Origin of the sequence: Thioclava nitratireducens (genome assembly GCF_001940525.2) — a bacterium.
In the GTDB taxonomy this organism is placed as follows: Bacteria; Pseudomonadota; Alphaproteobacteria; order Rhodobacterales; family Rhodobacteraceae; genus Thioclava; species Thioclava nitratireducens.
Genome location: NZ_CP019437.1, coordinates 3,779,427 through 3,798,792 on the forward strand (window position 1 = coordinate 3,779,427; position 19,366 = coordinate 3,798,792).

The window sequence follows — 19,366 nt, forward strand, 5'->3', positions numbered from 1 at the left end:
CTCGCCCCTCCTTCGCCTTGGCTCAAATATCCCCGCCGGAGGCTCCGGCCCTATCCGTCCTGCGGTTCGGCTTTCAGTTCCAGCTTACCGCCGCCTTTCGGCAGGTCGTCAATGGTCAGCGGCGCCGAGGGCCGTGCCAGCCGCGCCCGCACCACCCAGAGCAGGCGATGCTGCGCTCGCGTGATCGCGACATAGGCGAGCCGCTTCCACAGCGGGATACCCGCCTCGATGCGCCCTGCCCTGTAAGCCGCATAAATATCCGGCGCGAAAACCTGCACATCCTCCCATTGCGAGCCTTGCGCCTTGTGGATCGTCACCGCAGCGCCATGCAGGAAGGTGGCGCCCATCCGGGCCGCGAACGGAATGAACGGCTCTTCCTCGTCCGGCATCTCGATCTTCACGATCGAGGCCGCCGAAAGCCGCGGATCTTCCGCCCCCATCACATGTAGCCGCGAGAAACCGGGCTTCTTGCCGGGGCCGAGATAGATCACCTGCGCGCCCTTGATCAGCCCGCGCGCTTCCAGATCAATCCGCTTCTTGCGGTGCTTTACCGGCAGTTCGATCCCGTCGCAGATCAAGGGCTCGCCCGGCAGCATCATGTCGGCGGGCGCGGAATGGGCCGCACGGAAGGCATGGATCAACCGGATGCGCGTCGCGTTGCGCCAGACAAGTACCGGCGAGCGCGCCATCAGATCGCTCTCCACCCGCTCGGCCCAGACGACGCGGTCATCCTTCGCCGCCGCCTTCTCGATCTCGCGCTCGAACTGCTCGAAGGTCAGGCTGTCGTCGCCCAGCATATGCGCCAGATCGAGGATCGGGTTATCCTCGGCCTGCCGGTGGATGCGGTGCAGAATGTGTTTGCGCTCGTCGGGCAGCCGTTCGAACACCATCTCGCCCGACTGGTTCACCGGAGCGAGCTGCGCCGGGTCGCCGAACAGAACCAGCGTCGGGAAAATCTCGCGCAGATCGTCGAACTGCCGCTCGTCGAGCATCGAGGCTTCATCGACAAAACCGATATCGAGCGGGTCTTCGCGCCGTTTCCAGCCATTGATGAAATCCGAGCCGCGCAACCCCGCCGAAGCCAGCGCCGCCGGGATCGATTTGTGCAGATCGTAGAAGGCCTTCGCCCGGTCGAGCGTCTCTTCGGTGAGCCCCATCTCGATCAGCAATTCAGGCTTCGGACGCTCGCCCTGACCGGTGAGCCACTCCGCGATCCGTTCGTATTCCGGGTCGTAGACGGGGGTGTAGAGAATGCGGTGGATCGTCGTCGCGGGCACCCCGCGCGAGCGCAACACGCTCGCCGCCTTGTTCGTCGGCGCGAGGATCGCCAGCGTGCGCTTCTCCTTGCGCCGCTTGCCCTCGAAATCACCCGAGACCAGATCGACCCCTGCCGCCTCCAGCGCCTTGTAGAGTTCCGCCAGAAGCAGCGTCTTGCCCGACCCCGCCTTGCCGATCACCGACAGCACGCGTTTGCTGCCGCTTTCAGGCGTCATCGCGCCTTCGAGAATATCGACCCCCGCCGCCTCGAGCGCGGAAGCAACGGCATCCCAAGCCTCGGCTTGGTCCTCGGAAAACTGGATCATGGGGGTCGTCATGGCGCGACCTTACCCGCGCACATTGGCGGGCGGAAGGGAGAAAGGGCGCGGTTTTCGCGGGGTCCGCCACCGGGAGCCTCCGGCGGGGATATTTGGGTCGAGAAGAAGACGCCTGCCCCTTCCCGATCCCAATTGGCTTGCGCGTTCAGGCCGCCTTCTCGGCCGGGGTCGCGAGCGTCACGATATCCATCATGATCCGGTTCAGCTCGAAATCCTTGGGCGTGTAGACGCGGGCGACGCCGAAGCTGAGAAGCTTCTTCGCGTCCTCATCCGGGATGATCCCGCCCACGACGACCGGGACATGGTCGAGGCCCGCCGCGCGCATCCGCTCCATCAGTTCCTCGATCAGCGGCATATGCGAGCCGGACAGGATCGACAGCCCCACCACATGCGCCTCGTCCTCGATGGCTTTCGCGACGATCTGTTCCGGCGTCAGGCGGATGCCGTCATAGGTGATGTCCATGCCGCAATCGCGGGCACGGAAGGCGATCTGCTCGGCGCCGTTCGAGTGGCCGTCGAGGCCCGGCTTGCCGACGAGGAATTTCAGGCGGCGGCCCAGCTGCGAGCTGACCGCGTCCACGGCTTCGCGGATATCGTCGAGCCCTTCGGTCTGGTTCGAGGGCGAACGCGAGACGCCCGTCGGACCGCGATACTCGCCGTGAACCGCACGCATCACGCCCGCCCATTCGCCGGTAGTCGCGCCCGCTTTCGCGGCAGCAATCGAGGCTTCCATGACGTTCTTGCCGGCTTTCGCGTCCGCCTTGAGCTGGGCCAGCGCAGCCTGCACGGCGGCCTCGTCGCGCTCGGCCCGCCATGCGTTCAGCCGGTCGATCTGCTCCTGCTCCACCGCCGGGTCGACGACCATGATCCCGCCATCGCCTGCGGTCAGCGGAGAGGGCTCGCCCTGCTGCCAGCGGTTCACGCCGACGACGATGGTCTCCTCGGCCTCGATGCGGTTGATCCGGGCGGCGTTCGATTCCACCAGACGCGACTTCATGTAGTCGATCGCGGCGATCGCCCCGCCCATCCCGTCGAGCGTTTCGAGTTCGGCGCGGGCGCCATCTTTCAGTGCCTCGACCTTGGCGGTCACCGCCGGATTACCGTCGAAGAGGTCGCCATATTCCAGCAGGTCGGTCTCATAGGCCATGATCTGCTGCATCCTGAGCGACCATTGCTGATCCCACGGGCGCGGTAGACCCAGCGCCTCGTTCCACGCAGGCAACTGCACCGCGCGGGCGCGCGCGTTCTTCGACAGCGTCACGGCCAGCATCTCGATCAGGATACGGTAGACGTTGTTCTCCGGCTGCTGCTCCGTCAGGCCCAGGGAGTTCACCTGCACACCATAGCGGAAACGGCGGAATTTCTCATCCTCGACGCCGTAGCGGTCACGGCAGATTTCGTCCCAAAGCTCCGTGAATGCGCGCATTTTGCACATCTCGGTGACAAAGCGGATGCCCGCATTCACGAAGAAGGAGATGCGGCCGACCATCGCCGGGAAGGCCTCTTCCGGTACTTTGGTTTTCAGATCGTCGAGCACTGCAATCGCCGTCGCCAGCGCGAAGGCCAGTTCCTGCTGCGGCGTCGCCCCGGCTTCCTGCAGGTGGTAGGAGCACACATTCATCGGGTTCCATTTCGGCAGGTGCTCGCGGGTATAGGCCGCGACATCGGTGATCATCGCGAGGCTCGGCTTCGGCGGGCAGATATAGGTGCCGCGCGACAGGTATTCTTTCACCAGATCGTTCTGCACCGTGCCCTGCAGCTTCGAGACATCCGCGCCCTGCTCCTCGGCCACAGCGATATAGAGCGACAAGAGCCACGGCGCGGTCGCGTTGATCGTCATCGAGGTGTTCATCTGCTCGAGAGGGATCTCATCGAACAGCGCGCGCATGTCGCCCAGATGGCAGACCGGCACACCGACCTTGCCCACCTCCCCGCGCGACAGGACATGGTCGCTGTCGTAGCCGGTTTGGGTCGGCAGATCGAAAGCCACGGAGAGCCCCGTCTGTCCTTTGGCGAGGTTGTTGCGATAGAGCGCGTTCGAGGCGGCAGCCGTGGAATGGCCCGCATAGGTGCGAAACAGCCAGGGGCGGTCTTTGGCGGGCATCGTGTCGGTCATTGCGGCCTCCATCGGGGTGCGAATCTTGTCTGCGCAATATTGTTGCGCGTTTGGATGGTTTAAATTCAATTTTGTGATCCTGTCAATTCGCTGCGTCGCGGCGAGGCGGCAGCCCCAAGGGAACGCATCGTAGCAGGGCGGGGTTTTGACGGGGAGACCACCTTAGGAGAGCCCTTTGAAACTGCTGATCGTTCCCGCCCTCGCCCTTGCTGCCACTCTGCCCGCCTGCACCCGAGAGCAGGTCACCGACATCTCCGTGGATGCTGCCAAGCTCGGCGGTCGGGTGGTGGTCAACACCGCCGTTGGAGCAACAAACCTTGGCTATGAAGGGGGCAAGGCAGCCTATGGCGCAGTGAGGAACGCGCGCAACCAGGAAGGCGAAGCTTTCCCCGACGGGGCGCTTCTCTGCAGCGTCGGCGATGGCAGTTTCGTCAAAGCGAAAAGAGCCAAGGACGGGAGTTACAGCTGCCCCGAACTTTGATCTATGATCCGCGCCGCGCGAAACGGCAGGGACATATTATTTCAAAACTATGCATTACAACTATTGCAAAGTTACTCGGCCATGCGTAACTCTCCTACTCAACCCGCCCCGATTCTGCGGCGCGGCGAGATTTTGACAGGAGAGAGCCATGGCCCTTGATCAGGAAACCGGGATCGCGCCCTACGACGCGCCGGAGAAGGACCTTTACGAGATCGGCGAGATGCCGCCCCTCGGCTACGTCCCCCCGAAAATGTACGCGTGGGCGATCCGCCGCGAACGCCATGGCGAGCCCGAGCAGTCGTTCCAGCAGGAAGTCGTCGACACCTGGGAGATCGACAGCCACGAAGTGCTGGTGCTCGTGATGGCCGCTGGCGTGAACTATAACGGCGTCTGGGCAGGTCTCGGCGTGCCGATCTCGCCCTTCGACGGGCACAAGCAGCCCTATCACATCGCGGGCTCGGACGCTTCCGGCATCGTCTGGAAGGTGGGCGACAAGGTCAAACGCTGGAAGGTCGGCGACGAGGTCGTGATCCACTGCAACCAGGACGACGGCGACGACGAGGAATGCAACGGTGGCGATCCGATGTTCTCGCCCAGCCAGCGGATCTGGGGCTACGAGACGCATGACGGCTCGTTCTCGCAATTCACCCGCGTGCAGGCGCAACAGCTGATGCCGCGCCCGAAACACCTGACCTGGGAAGAGGCCGCCTGCTACACGCTGACGCTGGCCACCGCCTACCGGATGCTGTTCGGTCACCACCCGCATGAGCTCAAGCCCGGCCAGAACGTGTTGGTCTGGGGTGCCTCTGGCGGTCTCGGCTCCTATGCGATCCAGCTCGCGAACACCGCGGGCGCAAATGCGATCGGCGTGATCTCGGACGAGAGCAAGCGCCAGTTCGTGATGGATCAGGGCGCCAAGGGCGTGATCAACCGCAAGGAGTTCAATTGCTGGGGGCAGCTGCCCACGGTCAACACGCCGGAATATAACGAATGGCTGAAAGAGGCTCGCAAGTTCGGCAAGGCGATCTGGGACATCACCGGCAAGGGCGTGAACGTGGACATGGTCTTCGAACACCCTGGCGAGGCGACCTTCCCGGTCTCGACGCTGGTGGTGAAGAAGGGCGGCATGGTCGTGATCTGCGCCGGCACCTCCGGCTTCAACTGCACCTTCGACGTGCGTTACATGTGGATGCACCAGAAGCGTCTGCAGGGCTCGCACTTCGCTAACCTCAAGCAGGCGGCCTCGGCCAACAAGCTGATGGTAGAGCGGCGTCTGGACCCCTGCATGTCCGAAGTCTTCCCGTGGGATCAGATCCCGCAGGCCCATACCAAGATGCTGCGCAACGAGCATAAGCCGGGCAATATGGCGGTGCTGGTTCAGGCTCCGAGAACCGGTTTGCGCACCTTCGAGGATGCGCTGGAAGCGGGCCGCCGCGACTGACGACCCATTTATGTTTCACGAGAAACCCGCGCTCGCGAGGGGCGCGGGTGTTCTGGTGTGGGGTCTTCCGGGTGCGTCAGAGCCTTGGGTGGGCGCTTCGTCCGGCCGGTGCCCGGGCGCGTTATCTTGCAAACCCGTCGGTCACTCGTGTCCGCTCTGTCCTCGCCAATGCGCCCTCCCGGGGAAGGGGCGGGCGAAGCCCGGGGTGGTCGCCCCAAGTCAAGGACGCAACCCCAAACGAAAACGCCCGGCCTTTCCGACCGGGCGCCTCGGTAGTGCTCATCGCTCAGGCCGCCTCTGTCGCGCCGTCGGGTGTTTTGGCGCCTGTCATGAAGGCGACGGCGTCCGACATCGAGTGTTGCTTCGGATCGATGACGCAGAGCCGTTTGCCCAGCCGGTGGACGTGGATCCGGTCGGCGACCTCGAAGACATGGGGCATGTTGTGCGAGATCAGGATGATCGGCAGCCCTTTCGCCTTCAGATCGAGGATCAGGTTCAGCACCTGGCGGCTCTCCTTGACGCCGAGCGCCGCGGTGGGCTCATCCATGATGATCACCTTCGAGCCGAAGGCCGCCGCACGCGCGACCGCCACGCCCTGGCGCTGGCCGCCCGAGAGGGTCTCCACCGCCTGATCGATATCCTGAATGGTCATCAGGCCCAGATCGTTCAGCTTCTGGCGGGCGAAGGCGCGCATCGCGGGCTTGTCGAGCATCCGCAGCCATTTGCCCATCGCGCCCGGCTTGCGCAGCTCGCGCCCGACGAACATGTTGTCGACGATCGAGAGCGCGGGCGACAGCGCGAGCGTCTGGTAGACCGTCGCGATCCCGGCATCCTGCGCCTCGAGCGGGCTGCGGAAGCTGATCGGCTTGCCTTCGAGACGGATCTCTCCCTCGTCGGCGGAAACCGCGCCGGAGATCGCCTTGATGAGCGAGGATTTCCCGGCCCCGTTATCCCCGATCACGGCGAGGATTTCGCCCGGATAGAGATCGAAGTCGCATTCGTCGAGGGCGGTGACGCGGCCATAGCGTTTGACCAGACCGCGCGCGGTGAGAATGGGCTCTTGCGTCATGCCGATACCTTTCTGATCCATTGGTCGATGGCGACCGCGATGATGATGAGCCAGCCGATCGCGAAGACCTGCCAGAGCACGTCCACATTCGCGAGCCGCAGACCGGACTGGAACACGCCCACGATCAGCGCGCCGAACAGCGCCCCGAGGATCGAACCGCGCCCGCCGAAGAGCGAGATCCCCCCGATCACCACGGCGGTGATGGAATGCAGGTTCGCCTCGTAGAAGGCCTGCGGCGAGATCGACCCGACCCGGCCGATCGAGGCCCAGGCGGCGATCGCACAGACGAGCCCGGCCATGCCGTAGACCGACAGCAGCGTGCGGTCGGTGCGGATGCCCGCAAGCTCCGCCGCCTCCTTGTCGTCGCCCACCGCGTAGACGTGGCGGCCCCAGGCGGTCTTGTTCAGCAGATACCAGAGCACCAGGAACACGGCGACCATCAGGATCGAGCCATAGGTCAGCCGGGCATTGCCCACCGCGATCGTGTTGCCGAAGAATTTCAGAAGCGGCGCGAACTTGTCGATATCCTGCGAGCGGATCGACTGCGCGCCCGACAGCCACAGGTTCAGCGCGTAGAAGATCGACCAGGTGCCCAGCGTGGTGATGAAGGGCGGCAGCTTCACCTTGGTCACCAGAAAGCCGTTCATCAGCCCCGCCCCGGTGCCGCCCGCGAAGGAGATCAGCAGCGCCAGCGGTGCCGGCACGCCCATGTAGACAGCGAGGTTGCCCGCCACGACCGACATCAGCACCATGATCGCCGCGACCGACAGGTCGATCCCCGCGGTCAGGATGATCAGCGATTGCGCCGCGGCGAGAATACCGATGATCGAGACCTGCTGCATGATCAGCGTCAGGTTGAAGGCCGAGAAGAACTTGCCCCCCGCCACAAGGCCGAACACGGCGATGGACAACAGCAGCACGATCACCGGCACCATCGTCGGGTTGCCGTGCAGCCCGTGCTGGATCGTGCCGAGAAGCCCGCGCTTCTTTCCCTTGAAGGCCGCGACGGTCTTGTCGCTCTTATCGAGCTCGTGCTCGAAGGACTGGCCGCGAGGCGGAGCGGTCTGGGTCATGTCCGTCATCCTCTTTGTGCAATATGGGGTGAGGGGCCGTGATCCGGCCCGAAGAGGACGGGCCGCCGCGCGGGCGGCCCCTCCGATCTGTCAGGCGGGGATCAGCCCCAGCACTGCTTGAGGCCTTCCTCCGACGAGATCGAGTCGACCCCGTCGACCGGCTGGTCGGTAATCAGCGTCACGCCGGTATTGTAGAAGTCGAGACCTTCGGAGTTCTGCGGCTTGGTGCCGTCCTTGGCGAAAGCCGCGATCGCCTCGATGCCCATCGAGGCCATCTTCAGCGGGAACTGCATCGAGGTCGCGCCGATGATGCCTTCCTTGACGTTCTGCACGCCCGGGCAGCCGCCATCGATCGAGACGATGATCGCCTGATCCTGCATGCCGACCGATTTCAACGCCTCGTAGGCGCCGGCGGCGGCGGGCTCGTTGATCGTGTAGACCACGTTGATGCCCGGATCCTTCTGCAGAAGGTTCTCCATCGCCGTGCGGCCACCCTCTTCGTTGCCGTTGGTCACGTCATGGCCGACGATGCGCGGATCGTCTTCGTCGCCGATCTTCTTGGGGTCTTTGACGTCGATGCCGAAGCCCTTCATGAAGCCCTGATCGCGCAGGTAATCGACCGAGACCTGGCTCGGGTTGAGGTCGAGGAAGGCGATCTTCGCGTCCTTGGCCTTGTCGCCCATCTTCGCATTGGCCCATTGCCCGATCAGCTCGCCCGCCTTGAAGTTGTCGGTGGCGAAGGTCGCATCGGCGGTGTCGGCGGGCTCGAACGGGGTGTCGAGCGCGATCACCAGCGCCCCCGCGTCGCGCGCTTTCGTCACCGCCGGCGCCAGCGCGCGGCTGTCGGACGGCGTGATCAGGATGCCCTTGGCACCCGCCGCGATGCAGCTCTCGACCGCCGCGACCTGGCTTTCCACGTCGCCGTCGAGCTTGCCCGCATAGGTGTTGAGCTTGATGCCCATCTCCTCGGCTTTCGCCGTCGCCCCCTCCTTCATCTTCACGAAGAACGGATTGGTGTCAGTCTTCGTGATCAGGCAGGCGGTCGTCTCCGCCCAGGCCCCGGTCGCCATCAGACCAAGCGCCGTCGCTCCCAGAATCGCGGTTGTCTTCTTCATGTCAGGTCTCCTCCCAGAAACATGTCCAGCCGTCCTCCGATCGGCTTCGGGGTAAATCATGTGCGAACACGGGCCGACTCGTCAATAGATAAATCAAATGGATTTATTAATTGACAGAAGAGCCTCTGGAAGCCGATAAATACAAGGCGTAGTTTATGCGCGAGCAGCCTCGGAGAATGAATTTTGGCCCACCGCGTGATGGAATTGATCAAGACCGGAGCGGGGAAGATCGGCTCGGATCACTCCGCGATGCGCAACCGCAACGAGCGGCTCGTGATGTCGCTGATTCGCCGTCGCGGCGCCTTGGCGAAATCCGAAATCGCACGGCTCACGGGGCTCTCGGCACAGACAGTGTCGGTCATCATGCGCGCGCTCGAGGATGAAGGCTTCCTGCTGCGCTGCGACCCGGTGCGCGGCAAGGTGGGCCAGCCCACCGTGCCGATGCGCCTGAACCCCGAGGGGGCTTATTTTCTTGGCCTGAAGGTCGGGCGTCGCCGGACCGAGGTGATCCTGATCGACATGATGGGCACCCCGGTCTCGCGCCGTGTCGCGCGCCACGACTACCCCACGGCGGCTGACACGATAGCCTTCGCCATCGACGCGATCGCCCGGATGGTGGCAGAACTCCCCGCCTCGAAGCGCGAGCGCATCGCCGGCCTCGGCATCGGGGCGCCGTTCAGGATGTGGGATTGGGGCGTCGCGCTCGGGCTCGAGGAAAGCGCGATGGCCGATTGGCGCGAACGCGACATCCGCGCCGAACTGGAGGCGCTCTATCCGTTTCCCGTGGTGCTGGAAAACGATGCCTCTGCCGCCTGTTCGGCAGAGCTTTTGCTGGGCGATCAGACATTGCCCGACGATTTCCTCTATGCGTTCGTGGGCTTCTTCGTAGGTGGCGGGCTGGTGATGAGCGGCTCGCTTGTGACCGGCCCCAACAACAATGCGGGCGCGCTTGCCTCGATGCCGGTGCCCGACGGTCACGGCGGCCAGTGCCAGTTGCTCGACGTGGCCTCGTTGTCGGTCATCGAAGCCGCGATGACGGAGCGCGGGCTCGATGCGAGTTTCCTCTGGGAGCGGCGCGATGAGTGGGATCTTCCCGAAGACATCGTCGACGACTGGCTCGCGAAAGCGGCGCGGGGCCTCGCGACTGTCGCCGCGTCCTCGGCGGCGCTGTGCGACCTCGATGCGATCGTGATCGACGGCTGGATGCCCGACGATCTGCGCGCGCGGCTCGTCGCCGCGACCGAAGCGGAACTGGCGAAGATCAACCTCTCGGGCGCGGGCGTTCCGATCGTGCGCGAAGGCCAGGTGGGGCCCGATGCGCGGGCGCTGGGGGCCGCGACCCTGCCGCTGAGCCTGCGTTTCCTGACCGAGATCGATCTGCCCGATCAGGCCGACTGAGCGGACCCAACGAAGCGCAGCGACACGATCAGACCGGGATTGTTGTCGGACAGCTCCAGCTCCGCCTCATGCAGCCCCGCCACCGCATGAACCAGCGCAAGGCCCAGCCCGTTGCCCGGCGTCGTGCGAGAGCGTTCCAGCCGATAGAGCCTGCGCAGAACCTTCTCGCGCTCGGCCTCGGGGATGCCGGGGCCACGATCGGCGACGCTGAGCGTGACCGCGCCGCGTTCGCGAGACAGACTTACCGCGATCTTCGGCGCAGGCCCGCCATGGCGGATCGCGTTCTCGATCAGGTTCGACAGCATCTGTCCCAGAAGCCCCCGATCGCCCTGCACGATGAGCGGCGCGTCTGGCCGCTGCAGGGTCAGCGAACCGCCCGCCTCTTCGGCGCTGGCCTCGTAAAGCTCGGTGATATCGGCGGCGAGCGCGCCCAGATCGACCGTCGCGAAACGTGCCTTCGGGCTGCCGCCCTCGATTTGGGCGATCCGCAGCAACGAGTGGAACACGGCGACCGCGCGCTCGGCCTCGGTGCCTGCCTGCTCGGCCAGCGCGCGGGGCGGCGCGTCCTCGGGCAAGGCCTCTTGCAGCTCCGAGAGTAGCACCGAAATCCGCTGCATCGGCGTCTTCAGGTCATGCGCGATATCGGCGGAGACCTGACGCAGCGCCGCAACCGTCGCCTCCTGCGTCTCGGCCATCACGTTAAGCCGCGCCCCGATCCGTGCGAGGTCATCGCCGCGCCGCGCCTTCACCTCGTCGCGCGGCACCCGCGCCTCGAGCCGCCCCTCGGTAAGATCGTCAAGCGTGTTTTCGATCGCGCTCACCCGTTTGCGCGCCCGCATCCCGACCCACGCACCATAGGCGGCAGAGACCAGAAGCGAGGGTACGAAGGAGAAGACGAGAATCGCGAGGAAGGTCGAGGTCAGTTCCGCAATCGGCGCGCGACTTTCGCCGATCACCAGCAAGCCGCCCGCAAGCGGCATGGTCAGCGTGAAATATCCATGTTTCGAGAGCGGCGCATATTCGGGATGACGCGAGATGACCCAGCTGTCGCCCTCATGGGTGACCCGGACGTTGCCGACCTGCCGCCCGTCCGACATCACGAAGGCGATGGCGCGCTCTGACGGATCGGACGCCCGCGCCTCCGCCGACACGATCACAGAGAGCGTCTCGGGGTTGGCGGCAACCTGAAACACCGCCGTCTGCTGCTTTAGATCGGCGCGGATCGATTCCTCGGTCGAGGAGCGCAGCGCGACATAGGCGAAGCCCAGCGTCACCAGCAGGATCGCAAAGACGATCCCCATCAGCCCGAGCGCCTGCCGCAGCGGCGTCGAGGCAAGGATTTCTGCGCGATTCAGACGTGCCTTCATCAACCCTCGATCCGGTAGCCCGCGCCGCGCACGGTGTGGATGAGATCACGGTCGAACGGCTTGTCGACCTTGTTCCGGAGCCGCGAAATATGCGTCTCCACCACATTGGTCTGCGGGTCGAAATTCAGATCCCACACGCCCTCCAGCAGCATCGTCCGGGTCTGCACCCGGCCCTTGCGGCGCAGCAGAAATTCCAGCAGCGAGAATTCGCGCGGCAGAAGGTCGATCTCCTGTCCGCCGCGCGTCACCTTGCGCGCGATCAGGTCCATCTTCAGATCGCCCGCCTCCAGCATTACCTGCTCCGACTGCGCTTGCGGGCGACGCGCCAGCGCCGCGAGCCGCGCCGACAACTCGCCGAAGGCAAAGGGTTTCACGAGATAATCGTCGGCACCCGCGTTGAGCCCCTCGATCCGGTCGTCCACGCCGCCAATCGCGGTGAGGAAGATGATCGGCGTCGTGACCTTTGCGGCCCGGATCGCGCGGGTGATCGAGAGACCGTCCAGCTCCGGCAGCATTCGGTCGATGATCATCACGTCGTAGCTGCCGCCCAGCGCCTGGGTCAGCCCGTCGCGGCCATTCGCGAGATGGTCGACCGTGTGGCCCTCTTCGCGCAGGCCACGCAGAACGTAATCGGCGGTGGTCGCGTCGTCTTCGATCAACAGCAGTTTCATCGCACTCGCTTTCTCGGTTCGCGACATATGTGGCCGATGACACCGCACAAGTCACGCACCCCTCCCCTAAAGGTGAAAAGGATAACAACTCTGCAATCTTCCCGCAGAGTCCCTGACAGGCTAGGCCCTCACATAGGGTGCATACCTGTCAAAAAGGAGAGAAACATGCAGGACATTCGCAAAGCTCCCCTGCTGCGCACCCTCGCCACCACCGCCATGCTCGGCGCCGGCGCCGTGGCGACGAGCGGTCTGGCACTGGTCCCGAACGTGGCCGCGGCCGAAACCTTCACCAACACCGTCGACCTGGTGAAGAAGGTGATGCCCGCCGTGGTCACCATCGAGATCAAGAAGCAGGCCAACGATCAGGAAATGGCCCAGATGGGGATGCCTCAGGATTTCCCCTTCGAGTTCTTCCAGCGTCGTTTCGGTATGCCCGACATGGGCCCCAACGGTCAGGGTCAGCCGATGCAGCGTCCTGAGATCACCGGTCTCGGCACTGGCTTCATCATCCAGAAAGACGGCCATATCGTCACCAACGCCCACGTCGTCGACGGCGCCGAGAGCGTGAAGGTCACCTTCTCCGACGGCTCGACCGCGGATGCGAAAGTGATCGGCGAAGACAAGGCCACCGACATCGCGCTGATCAAGGTCGATACCAACAAGGACCTCGACACCGTGGGCTTCGGCGACAGTCAGGCCGCGCAGGTCGGCGAGCCGGTCGTGGCGATCGGCAACCCGTTCGGCCTCGGCACCTCCGTGTCGACCGGCATCGTCTCGGCCAAAGGCCGCGACTTGAAATCGGGCCCCTTCGATAACTACATCCAGACCGACGCAGCCATCAACAAAGGCAACTCGGGTGGCCCGCTCTTTGACGACCAAGGCCAGGTGATCGGCATGAACACCGCGATCCTGTCGCCCACTGGCGGTTCCGTCGGGATCGGTTTCTCGGTGCCCTCCGACACCATCAAGAGCGTCGTCGCCGACCTGCAGGACAATGGCACGGTGAAGCGCGGCTTCCTCGGCGTGCAGATCCAGCCGGTCAGCGAGGACATCGCCGCGGCGCTGGGGCTCGACCAACCGGAAGGTGTGCTCGTAGCCGACGTGTCGCCCGACACGCCCGCGAAGAAAGCTGGTCTGAAGCGCGGCGACATCATCGTCGGCGTGGATGGCAAGCCGATGAAAGCCCCCCGCGATCTGACCCGTGCGATCGGGTCCGACGAGCCGGGCACCGAAGTGCAGCTCTCGCTGCTGCGCGCGAACAAGCCGCTCACGCTCTCCGTCACTCTCGATGAGCGGCCCACCGAGAAGACCAAGTCGTAATACTTGCAGTCTATCGGTTTGAAGGCACGCCCGGAGCATCCGCTTCGGGCGTGTCTTTAGTTTGAAGTGTCAGTTCGCACTGGTGGGAGTGGCCGTAGCATCCGAAGCAGACGGCACAATCGCCTCCGCGACCTGATAGAGCCGCCAGTCGTTCTGCCGGAAATGCCGCTCGGCGATCTGGCTCAGACCGTCGACGCCCTCGATCGGATTCGCTGCGAGAACCAGACCGTCGGGATGCGCCGCCATCCAGCGCCCGAGATCGGCGCTGTTGCCAAGCACCGTCACCGGGTTCTCGAGCCGCGCGACGAAGGAGAACTGCCCTGCATAGCCGCGATCGGTGGTGGCCACGCCATTTTCCGAATGCGAAGCGATCAGGCTCGCGATCGGTGCCGGATCGTAGACTTTCCAGAGGATCGGCCAGACCATGATCTGAATGGCGATCAGCACCAGCGGCGCGACGAAGGCTTCGGCGAACCAGCCCTGCCGCGCTTTAAGCACGATTAGCGCGCCGCCCACGAGCATCGCCACGCCAGCGATCACGAAGAGCCACGATCCGGTGCCCTCGGGCAGTTCGGGGAACGCCCCGAAATGCACCGAAGCCGCAGCAATCGCTGTCGCCACGCCGGGCAGAAGCCACAGCAGGCGCAGCCAGCGCATCCGGCGCTCCGCCGTGGGCAGCAATCCCGACAGGATCAGCGCCAGCGCGGGCATTTCCGGCACAAGGTAATGCGCCTGCTTGCCCGAGATCAGCGAGAAGGCGACGAAGGCGGCGACGAACCAGACCGTCACCATGCGCGTGCCCGCATCCTCCCAGAGCCGCGACGGCCTGAACGTAGCCAGCCCCGCGCGGCTCCAGCCCCAGGGCCAGAGGAAGAACGGCAGCAACGCCACGAAGAACCAGACGGGGCGACCATGGGCAAAGCTTTCCACCATCCGCCCGGCGCTCTGCTTCCACAGAATCTGCTCGCGGTATTCCGCACCGCCGAAGATGATCGCGGGGCCGAGCCAGAGCAGGACGATGCCGAAACCGATCAGAAAACCGATTCCGATCCGCGCATACCACTGCTTGAGCGCGGGCCGCTCCGCCCCGGTTGCCCAAAGCGGCATCAAAAGCGCGGTCGGCAGCACATGCACCAGGATCACCGGCCCCTTGGCGAAGACGCCGAAGGCCAGCGCGATGCCAAGCCCGATCACCGGGGCGAAGCGCTCCGTGTCGCGCATCGCCCAGACTGCGAGCATTCCCGTCAGCGTCGCCGCCGTGAGCATCGTGTCGAACATCGTTGTCGAGCCGAAGAGCAGAAACACGCCGCTCGTCCCAAGGATCAGTGCGGCGAGTCCGGCGCGCTCCGGTTCCTCCGGCCAGAGCTTGCGCGCGAGAACCGCGACCAGTCCGACCGACAGCAGCCCGAAGGCGGGCGCCACGAGCCGCGCCGCCCATTCGCTGGGGCCAGTCACGCTCCAGACGATATTGATGAGCCAGAACAGAAGCGGCGGCTTGTCGGAATAGATCGCCCCGTTGAGATGCGGCACCAGCTTGGAGCCGCCCTGCCACATCTCCCAGGCGACGGTGACATAGCGCGTCTCGTCGATCGCCATCAGCGGGCGCATGATCATCAACACCACCGCGCTCAATGCGAAAAGGAAAAGCGCTCCGATCAGGGGAACGCGCCAGGCGGTCGAACTCATAGGCGGGTCTTTCTGTCGTATGTCTCGAGATGTCTTTCTTTGCTTGACCCCCGAATGACCGCGCATGTCAAGCCGCTGGGTCATCACGGCTCCAGAATAGATGCTCAAAACTAATTAAGAAAAACTTGGAACTGCCCGGAGAGGGGCGACGTTGGATGTCCGAAGACACAGAAGGGAGACACGTACCATGAAGAAGATGTTCCTGATCCTGCCGCTCAGCGCCACCGTTGCCGTTGCAGGCTGCCAGATGTCGCAACAGGACCGCGCTGCCGCGACCGGCGGTGTTGCCGGTGCCGCGATCGGCGCTGCCGTTTCGGATGATGGCGACCGCGTTCAAAACGCCGCGATCGGCGGCGCAGTCGGCACCGTTGCCGGCGCCCTGATCGGTAAAGCCAACCAGCCGGGTCAGTGCCGCTATCGTGACTCGTATGGCCGCGAGTACATCGCGCCCTGCTAAGGCCCCGCCACAGGTAACCTCGAAAACCGTTCGGACCCTCATCCGAACGGTTTTTTCATGTCGGCATGAAGGTTCGTACCGCAGACGTGACAAGCGCGGATTGTCGCACTCCATTGTCGCAGCCCCTCTGCCCGGCTATCTCGACAGCCAAGCGCGAAAGAGGAAAAGACCCCAAAACCCGTATGACAGACGCCACGACCGAAGCGCCGAAGCCGAAAGCCGTTCTGACCCGCATCGCTCAGCCCGTCGCGGGCAAGTTGAAGCTCGCCGGGTGGCTCGGTGTGGCCTCGGCGCTGATCTGGCCCGCGCAGGCCGCTCTGATCGGTTTGGTACTTGGCGACCTGGTCGCACCGGGGGTGAGCCCGTCGCTCTCGCCGCTCGCCGGGGCTGCAGGCTTCGTGGTGCTGGCGCTCGTGCGGATCGTCCTCGACTGGATTTCGCAGAAGCTCTCGGCCGATGCCGCCGAGGTGGTGCTGCGTGAGAGCCGCGAGAAGCTGATCCGAAAGGCGCTGCGTCAGGCTAGCGGCGCCGCCGCGCTGTCGCCTGCGGAACTGGCTTCGCTGTCCGCGGAGAAGCTCGGCGCGCTCGGCCCATGGGCCACGCGCTATCAGCCCGCCTTCCTGCGCGCCCGGATCATCCCCCTCGCCTTCATCCTGCTCGCCGCCACGCAAAGCTGGGCGGTCGCGGGAATCCTGCTGATCGCCGGGCCGCTGATCCCGATCTTCATGGCGCTTGTCGGCATGGCCGCGCAGGACGCCTCGGAAAAGCAGATGGTCGAAATCGGTTCGCTCAACCGGCTGCTGATCGATCGGATCGCCGCGATCACCGATCTGCGACTTCTGGGCGCGGAGGCCCGCTCGCGCGCCGATCTGGAAACCAAATCCGAAGACCTGCGCCTCCGCACGATGGCGGTTCTGCGGGTTGCCTTCCTCTCCTCGACGCTTCTGGAACTGTTCGCCGCGATCGGCGTGGCGCTGGTCGCGGTCTATGTCGGCTTCTCGCTGATCGGGTGGATGAATTTCGGCACATGGGGCAGCAAGATGACCCCGGCCGAGGGGATTTTCCTGCTCATGATCGCGCCCGAGTTTTTCCAGCCGCTGCGCGATCTCGCTGCGGCATGGCATGACCGGGCCGCTGCGCTCGCCGTAGCCTCCGAGTTGGAGACGACCGAGACTGCCATCGCCAAGGCCAACACGCTGATGGGCACTGGAGGCGAAGGCGCGGCACCGACGCTTGGCGCGCTGCGTTGGCACGGGCTGCAAATCCGCCCCGGCGAGGCCGCCGCTCCGCTCCCCCTGCCCGATGGCGACATCGCCCCGGGCGAGGCGATCGCGATCACAGGACCGTCGGGCGCAGGCAAGACGACGCTTCTGACCGCGCTGGTCGGTCTGATCCATCCCGAGGCGGGGAAGATCACGCTGGGCGATACCTCCCTGACAGAGGAAAACGCCGATGACTGGCGCGCAGCCTTCGGCTGGATTCCTCAAAGCCCGCGCTTCGCCGATGCGAGCCTGCGCGAACTGATCACGCTGAACCGTCCCGGCGACCTCGATGCAGCGCTCGACGCTGCGCAGGCCACCGAGGTCGTCGCGGGCCTTCCCGGCGGGCTCGACGCCCGGCTGGGCGATATGGGCGGCGGCGTCTCGGGTGGCGAAGCGCGGCGTCTGCTGATCGCGCGGGCCCATTACGCGGGCCGCCCGATCGTGTTGGCCGACGAACCGACCGCCGATCTCGATGCCGAGACGGGCGCGAAAGTCATCGCAGCTCTTCTGGCGTTACGATCGCAGGGCACGACCTTGATCGTCGCAAGCCACGACCCTGCCCTCGTTGCCGCGATGGACCGTCAGATCGACTTGGAGGGCGCAGCATGAGAACGCTTCTGACCCTCACCGCTCGCCTGATCAGCGATCAGAAATGGGCCTTCAGTAGGGGCCTCGCGCTGTCGTTCCTCGTGCTCGCGATGGGGGCGGCGCTGCTCGGCCTGTCGGGCTGGTTCATCACCGCCTCCGCGCTGGCCGGGATCGCGGGGATGGGCCTAAACTTCAATTTCTTCACCCCCTCGGCAGGTGTCCGCGGTCTCGCGCTCGGCCGCGCGGTCTCGCGCTATGGCGAGCGGCTACTGACCCATGACGCCACACTGCGCGCGTTGGCGAAGCTGCGCATCGACCTGATGGATGGCGTCTCGCGCCGCCCGCATGAGGAACAGGCGCGGCTGCGCGGTGCGCAGGCGCTGAACCGGATCACCTCGGACGTGGATGCGCTTGATGGCGTATTGCTGCGGCTGGTCATCCCCTTCCTTGCAGGCGGCATGGTCCAGATCGCGGCGCTTCTGATGCTGGGGTGGCTCGAAGGGCTGCCGATCGGGCTCGCGGTCTTCCTGATCTACCTGCTGGGCGGTGGGCTCGGCCTGATCTGGGTCGCCCGAGCCGCCCGCCACGATGCCCGCGCCGCCGAAACGGCACTGCAGAACATTCGCCGCCGCGCGCTGGAGACGATGCGCGCGCGAGCCGATCTGGCCGTGGCCGGACAGCTGGAGGCCGCAACTGCGCAGACCCTGGCCGAGGTCGAGGCCGAAGCGCTCGCGCGGCGCAATCTCGAGGCGCTCGACCGCCGGGTGGGGGCGGTGATTTCCGCCACCACCGCGCTTGCCGGGGCAGCCGCCCTGGCGATCGCCGGACAGATGGCGCTGGCCGGGCAGATCACGCCCGCGCGCGCCGCGGTGGGCCTGTTCGTGGCGCTGGCACTGGCCGAGTCGCTGATGCTGCTGCGCCGAGGCATGGCCGAGATTGGACGCATGCAGGAGGCGGGCGCGCGGGTCATGGAGCTGACCGATACGCCCACACGCGCCCAGCCCGACGGCCACGCCCCCACCGATATGGACGCCCCGCTGCTCGAGGCGCGCCAAGTTGCCTTCACCCGCGCCAAGAGCGCCGCGCCGCTCTTTTCCGATCTGACCTTCACCCTCGCGCGCGGTCAGACCGTGATGCTTGCCGGGCCTTCGGGCGCGGGGAAATCCACCGCACTCGCCGTGCTGTCCGGCCTTCTCAAGCCGTCCGGTGGCGAGATCACGGCGATGGGCCGCGCGCTGGCCGACTGGCCGGAGGGAGACCTGCGCGATGTGCTCACGATGGTGCCGCAGCGCAGCCAGTTGATCGGCGGCACCATTGCCGAGAATCTCGCGCTCGCCCTGCCTCCCGGAACGCAACTCGATGACGATGCGGCATGGGCCGCGCTGCGCGCCGTGGCGCTGGATGAAGTGATCGTGGCGCGCGGCGGGCTCGAAGCACGGCTTGGCGAAGGCGGCACGGGATTGTCCGGCGGGCAGGCGAAACGATTGGCGCTGGCCCGTGCGGCACTGCGCCGGCCCGACATCCTTCTGCTGGACGAACCGACCGAGGGACTCGACGCCCAAACCGCCGCCGCGACGCTGGCCGGATTACGGGCGCTTCTGCCCGAGGCGGGCTTCGTTCTGGTCTCTCACCGCCAGCCCGACCAGAGCGCCGCCACGGCCACGATCGCGCTGAAATGACGCACGACCTGCGACGATAAGCCCCTAAAATCACGAGACATATTCCCG

General features: G+C 65.4%; 15 protein-coding genes. 7 read left to right on the forward strand and 8 right to left on the reverse strand.

The genetic code is table 11. The features are described 5' to 3' along the window. Positions 1-50: 50 nt before the first annotated feature. Positions 51-1,595 carry an ATP-dependent DNA helicase gene (locus BMG03_RS18145; RefSeq protein WP_075773782.1) on the reverse strand — a complete coding sequence of 515 codons (1,545 nt, stop codon included), beginning with the start codon at positions 1,593-1,595 and terminating at the stop codon, positions 51-53. Positions 1,596-1,740: 145 nt separating this feature from the next. Further along, a complete protein-coding gene (locus BMG03_RS18150) occupies positions 1,741-3,723 on the reverse strand; it encodes a protein meaA (RefSeq protein WP_276206141.1) in 1,983 nt (660 codons plus the stop codon). Between the two features lie 163 nt (positions 3,724-3,886). Here BMG03_RS18150 and BMG03_RS18155 point away from each other — a divergent pair, with 163 nt between their 5' ends. Together BMG03_RS18155 and ccrA are read left to right on the forward strand one after the other, a co-directional pair. Continuing rightward, complete coding sequence (locus tag BMG03_RS18155) at positions 3,887-4,192, forward strand: hypothetical protein (RefSeq protein WP_075773780.1); 306 nt, start codon at positions 3,887-3,889, stop codon at positions 4,190-4,192. 148 nt (positions 4,193-4,340) lie between these two features. Next, positions 4,341-5,633: a crotonyl-CoA carboxylase/reductase gene (gene ccrA / locus BMG03_RS18160; protein WP_075773779.1), complete on the forward strand. Its 1,293-nt coding sequence runs from the start codon at positions 4,341-4,343 to the stop codon at positions 5,631-5,633. A 286-nt stretch (positions 5,634-5,919) separates the two neighbouring features. Here the strand turns inward: ccrA and BMG03_RS18165 are convergent, their stop codons facing one another. From BMG03_RS18165 to BMG03_RS18175, 3 genes are all read right to left on the reverse strand, one after another. Then, positions 5,920-6,702 carry an ATP-binding cassette domain-containing protein gene (locus BMG03_RS18165; protein WP_075777669.1) on the reverse strand — a complete coding sequence of 261 codons (783 nt, stop codon included), beginning with the start codon at positions 6,700-6,702 and terminating at the stop codon, positions 5,920-5,922. Further along, entirely contained in the window at positions 6,699-7,775 is a 1,077-nt protein-coding gene (locus tag BMG03_RS18170) for an ABC transporter permease (protein ID WP_075777671.1), read from the reverse strand. Before BMG03_RS18170 ends, BMG03_RS18165 begins: the two co-directional genes overlap by 4 nt. Positions 7,776-7,876: 101 nt before the next feature. Next, positions 7,877-8,890, reverse strand: coding sequence for a sugar ABC transporter substrate-binding protein (locus tag BMG03_RS18175; protein WP_077701105.1), 1,014 nt, complete (start codon positions 8,888-8,890; stop codon positions 7,877-7,879). 183 nt (positions 8,891-9,073) lie between these two features. On the opposite strand from BMG03_RS18175, the gene BMG03_RS18180 reads away from it, so the two are divergent. Continuing rightward, complete coding sequence (locus BMG03_RS18180) at positions 9,074-10,288, forward strand: ROK family transcriptional regulator (RefSeq protein WP_341865716.1); 1,215 nt, start codon at positions 9,074-9,076, stop codon at positions 10,286-10,288. Here the strand turns inward: BMG03_RS18180 and BMG03_RS18185 are convergent. Next, positions 10,276-11,655: a sensor histidine kinase gene (locus BMG03_RS18185; RefSeq protein ID WP_075776882.1), complete on the reverse strand. Its 1,380-nt coding sequence runs from the start codon at positions 11,653-11,655 to the stop codon at positions 10,276-10,278. The genes BMG03_RS18180 and BMG03_RS18185 overlap by 13 nt on opposite strands. Beyond that, positions 11,655-12,326, reverse strand: coding sequence for a winged helix-turn-helix domain-containing protein (locus BMG03_RS18190; protein WP_075776881.1), 672 nt, complete (start codon positions 12,324-12,326; stop codon positions 11,655-11,657). The genes BMG03_RS18185 and BMG03_RS18190 overlap by 1 nt, the downstream gene beginning before the upstream one ends. 165 nt (positions 12,327-12,491) lie before the next feature. On the opposite strand from BMG03_RS18190, the gene BMG03_RS18195 reads away from it, so the two are divergent. Beyond that, a complete protein-coding gene (locus BMG03_RS18195) occupies positions 12,492-13,646 on the forward strand; it encodes a S1C family serine protease (protein ID WP_075776880.1) in 1,155 nt (384 codons plus the stop codon). Positions 13,647-13,715: 69 nt separating this feature from the next. On the opposite strand, the gene BMG03_RS18200 is transcribed toward BMG03_RS18195, so the two are convergent. Further along, complete coding sequence (locus BMG03_RS18200) at positions 13,716-15,332, reverse strand: ArnT family glycosyltransferase (RefSeq protein WP_075776879.1); 1,617 nt, start codon at positions 15,330-15,332, stop codon at positions 13,716-13,718. A 187-nt stretch (positions 15,333-15,519) separates the two neighbouring features. Here BMG03_RS18200 and BMG03_RS18205 point away from each other — a divergent pair, with 187 nt between their 5' ends. From BMG03_RS18205 to cydC, 3 genes are all read left to right on the forward strand, one after another. Continuing rightward, positions 15,520-15,789, forward strand: coding sequence for a YMGG-like glycine zipper-containing protein (locus BMG03_RS18205; RefSeq protein WP_075776878.1), 270 nt, complete (start codon positions 15,520-15,522; stop codon positions 15,787-15,789). Between the two features lie 182 nt (positions 15,790-15,971). Beyond that, positions 15,972-17,660, forward strand: a complete 1,689-nt coding sequence (gene cydD / locus BMG03_RS18210) for a thiol reductant ABC exporter subunit CydD (protein ID WP_077701334.1) — start codon at positions 15,972-15,974, stop codon at positions 17,658-17,660. After that, positions 17,657-19,318, forward strand: coding sequence for a thiol reductant ABC exporter subunit CydC (gene cydC / locus BMG03_RS18215; protein ID WP_075776877.1), 1,662 nt, complete (start codon positions 17,657-17,659; stop codon positions 19,316-19,318). Before cydD ends, cydC begins: the two co-directional genes overlap by 4 nt. The last annotated feature ends 48 nt before the right edge of the window (positions 19,319-19,366 follow it).

What these genes read in the sequence shown, in the direction of transcription:
- BMG03_RS18190 (WP_075776881.1), bottom strand. Translation starts at nt 12,326, where the DNA reads ATGAAACTGCTGTTGATCGAAGACGACGCGACCACCGCCGATTACGTT.
- BMG03_RS18205 (WP_075776878.1), top strand. Translation starts at nt 15,520, where the DNA reads ATGAAGAAGATGTTCCTGATCCTGCCGCTCAGCGCCACCGTTGCCGTT.
- cydD (WP_077701334.1), top strand. Translation starts at nt 15,972, where the DNA reads ATGACAGACGCCACGACCGAAGCGCCGAAGCCGAAAGCCGTTCTGACC.
- BMG03_RS18200 (WP_075776879.1), bottom strand. Translation starts at nt 15,332, where the DNA reads ATGAGTTCGACCGCCTGGCGCGTTCCCCTGATCGGAGCGCTTTTCCTT.
- ccrA (WP_075773779.1), top strand. Translation starts at nt 4,341, where the DNA reads ATGGCCCTTGATCAGGAAACCGGGATCGCGCCCTACGACGCGCCGGAG.
- BMG03_RS18150 (WP_276206141.1), bottom strand. Translation starts at nt 3,723, where the DNA reads ATGGAGGCCGCAATGACCGACACGATGCCCGCCAAAGACCGCCCCTGG.
- BMG03_RS18175 (WP_077701105.1), bottom strand. Translation starts at nt 8,890, where the DNA reads ATGAAGAAGACAACCGCGATTCTGGGAGCGACGGCGCTTGGTCTGATG.
- BMG03_RS18145 (WP_075773782.1), bottom strand. Translation starts at nt 1,595, where the DNA reads ATGACGACCCCCATGATCCAGTTTTCCGAGGACCAAGCCGAGGCTTGG.
- BMG03_RS18170 (WP_075777671.1), bottom strand. Translation starts at nt 7,775, where the DNA reads ATGACCCAGACCGCTCCGCCTCGCGGCCAGTCCTTCGAGCACGAGCTC.
- BMG03_RS18185 (WP_075776882.1), bottom strand. Translation starts at nt 11,655, where the DNA reads ATGAAGGCACGTCTGAATCGCGCAGAAATCCTTGCCTCGACGCCGCTG.
- cydC (WP_075776877.1), top strand. Translation starts at nt 17,657, where the DNA reads ATGAGAACGCTTCTGACCCTCACCGCTCGCCTGATCAGCGATCAGAAA.
- BMG03_RS18195 (WP_075776880.1), top strand. Translation starts at nt 12,492, where the DNA reads ATGCAGGACATTCGCAAAGCTCCCCTGCTGCGCACCCTCGCCACCACC.
- BMG03_RS18165 (WP_075777669.1), bottom strand. Translation starts at nt 6,702, where the DNA reads ATGACGCAAGAGCCCATTCTCACCGCGCGCGGTCTGGTCAAACGCTAT.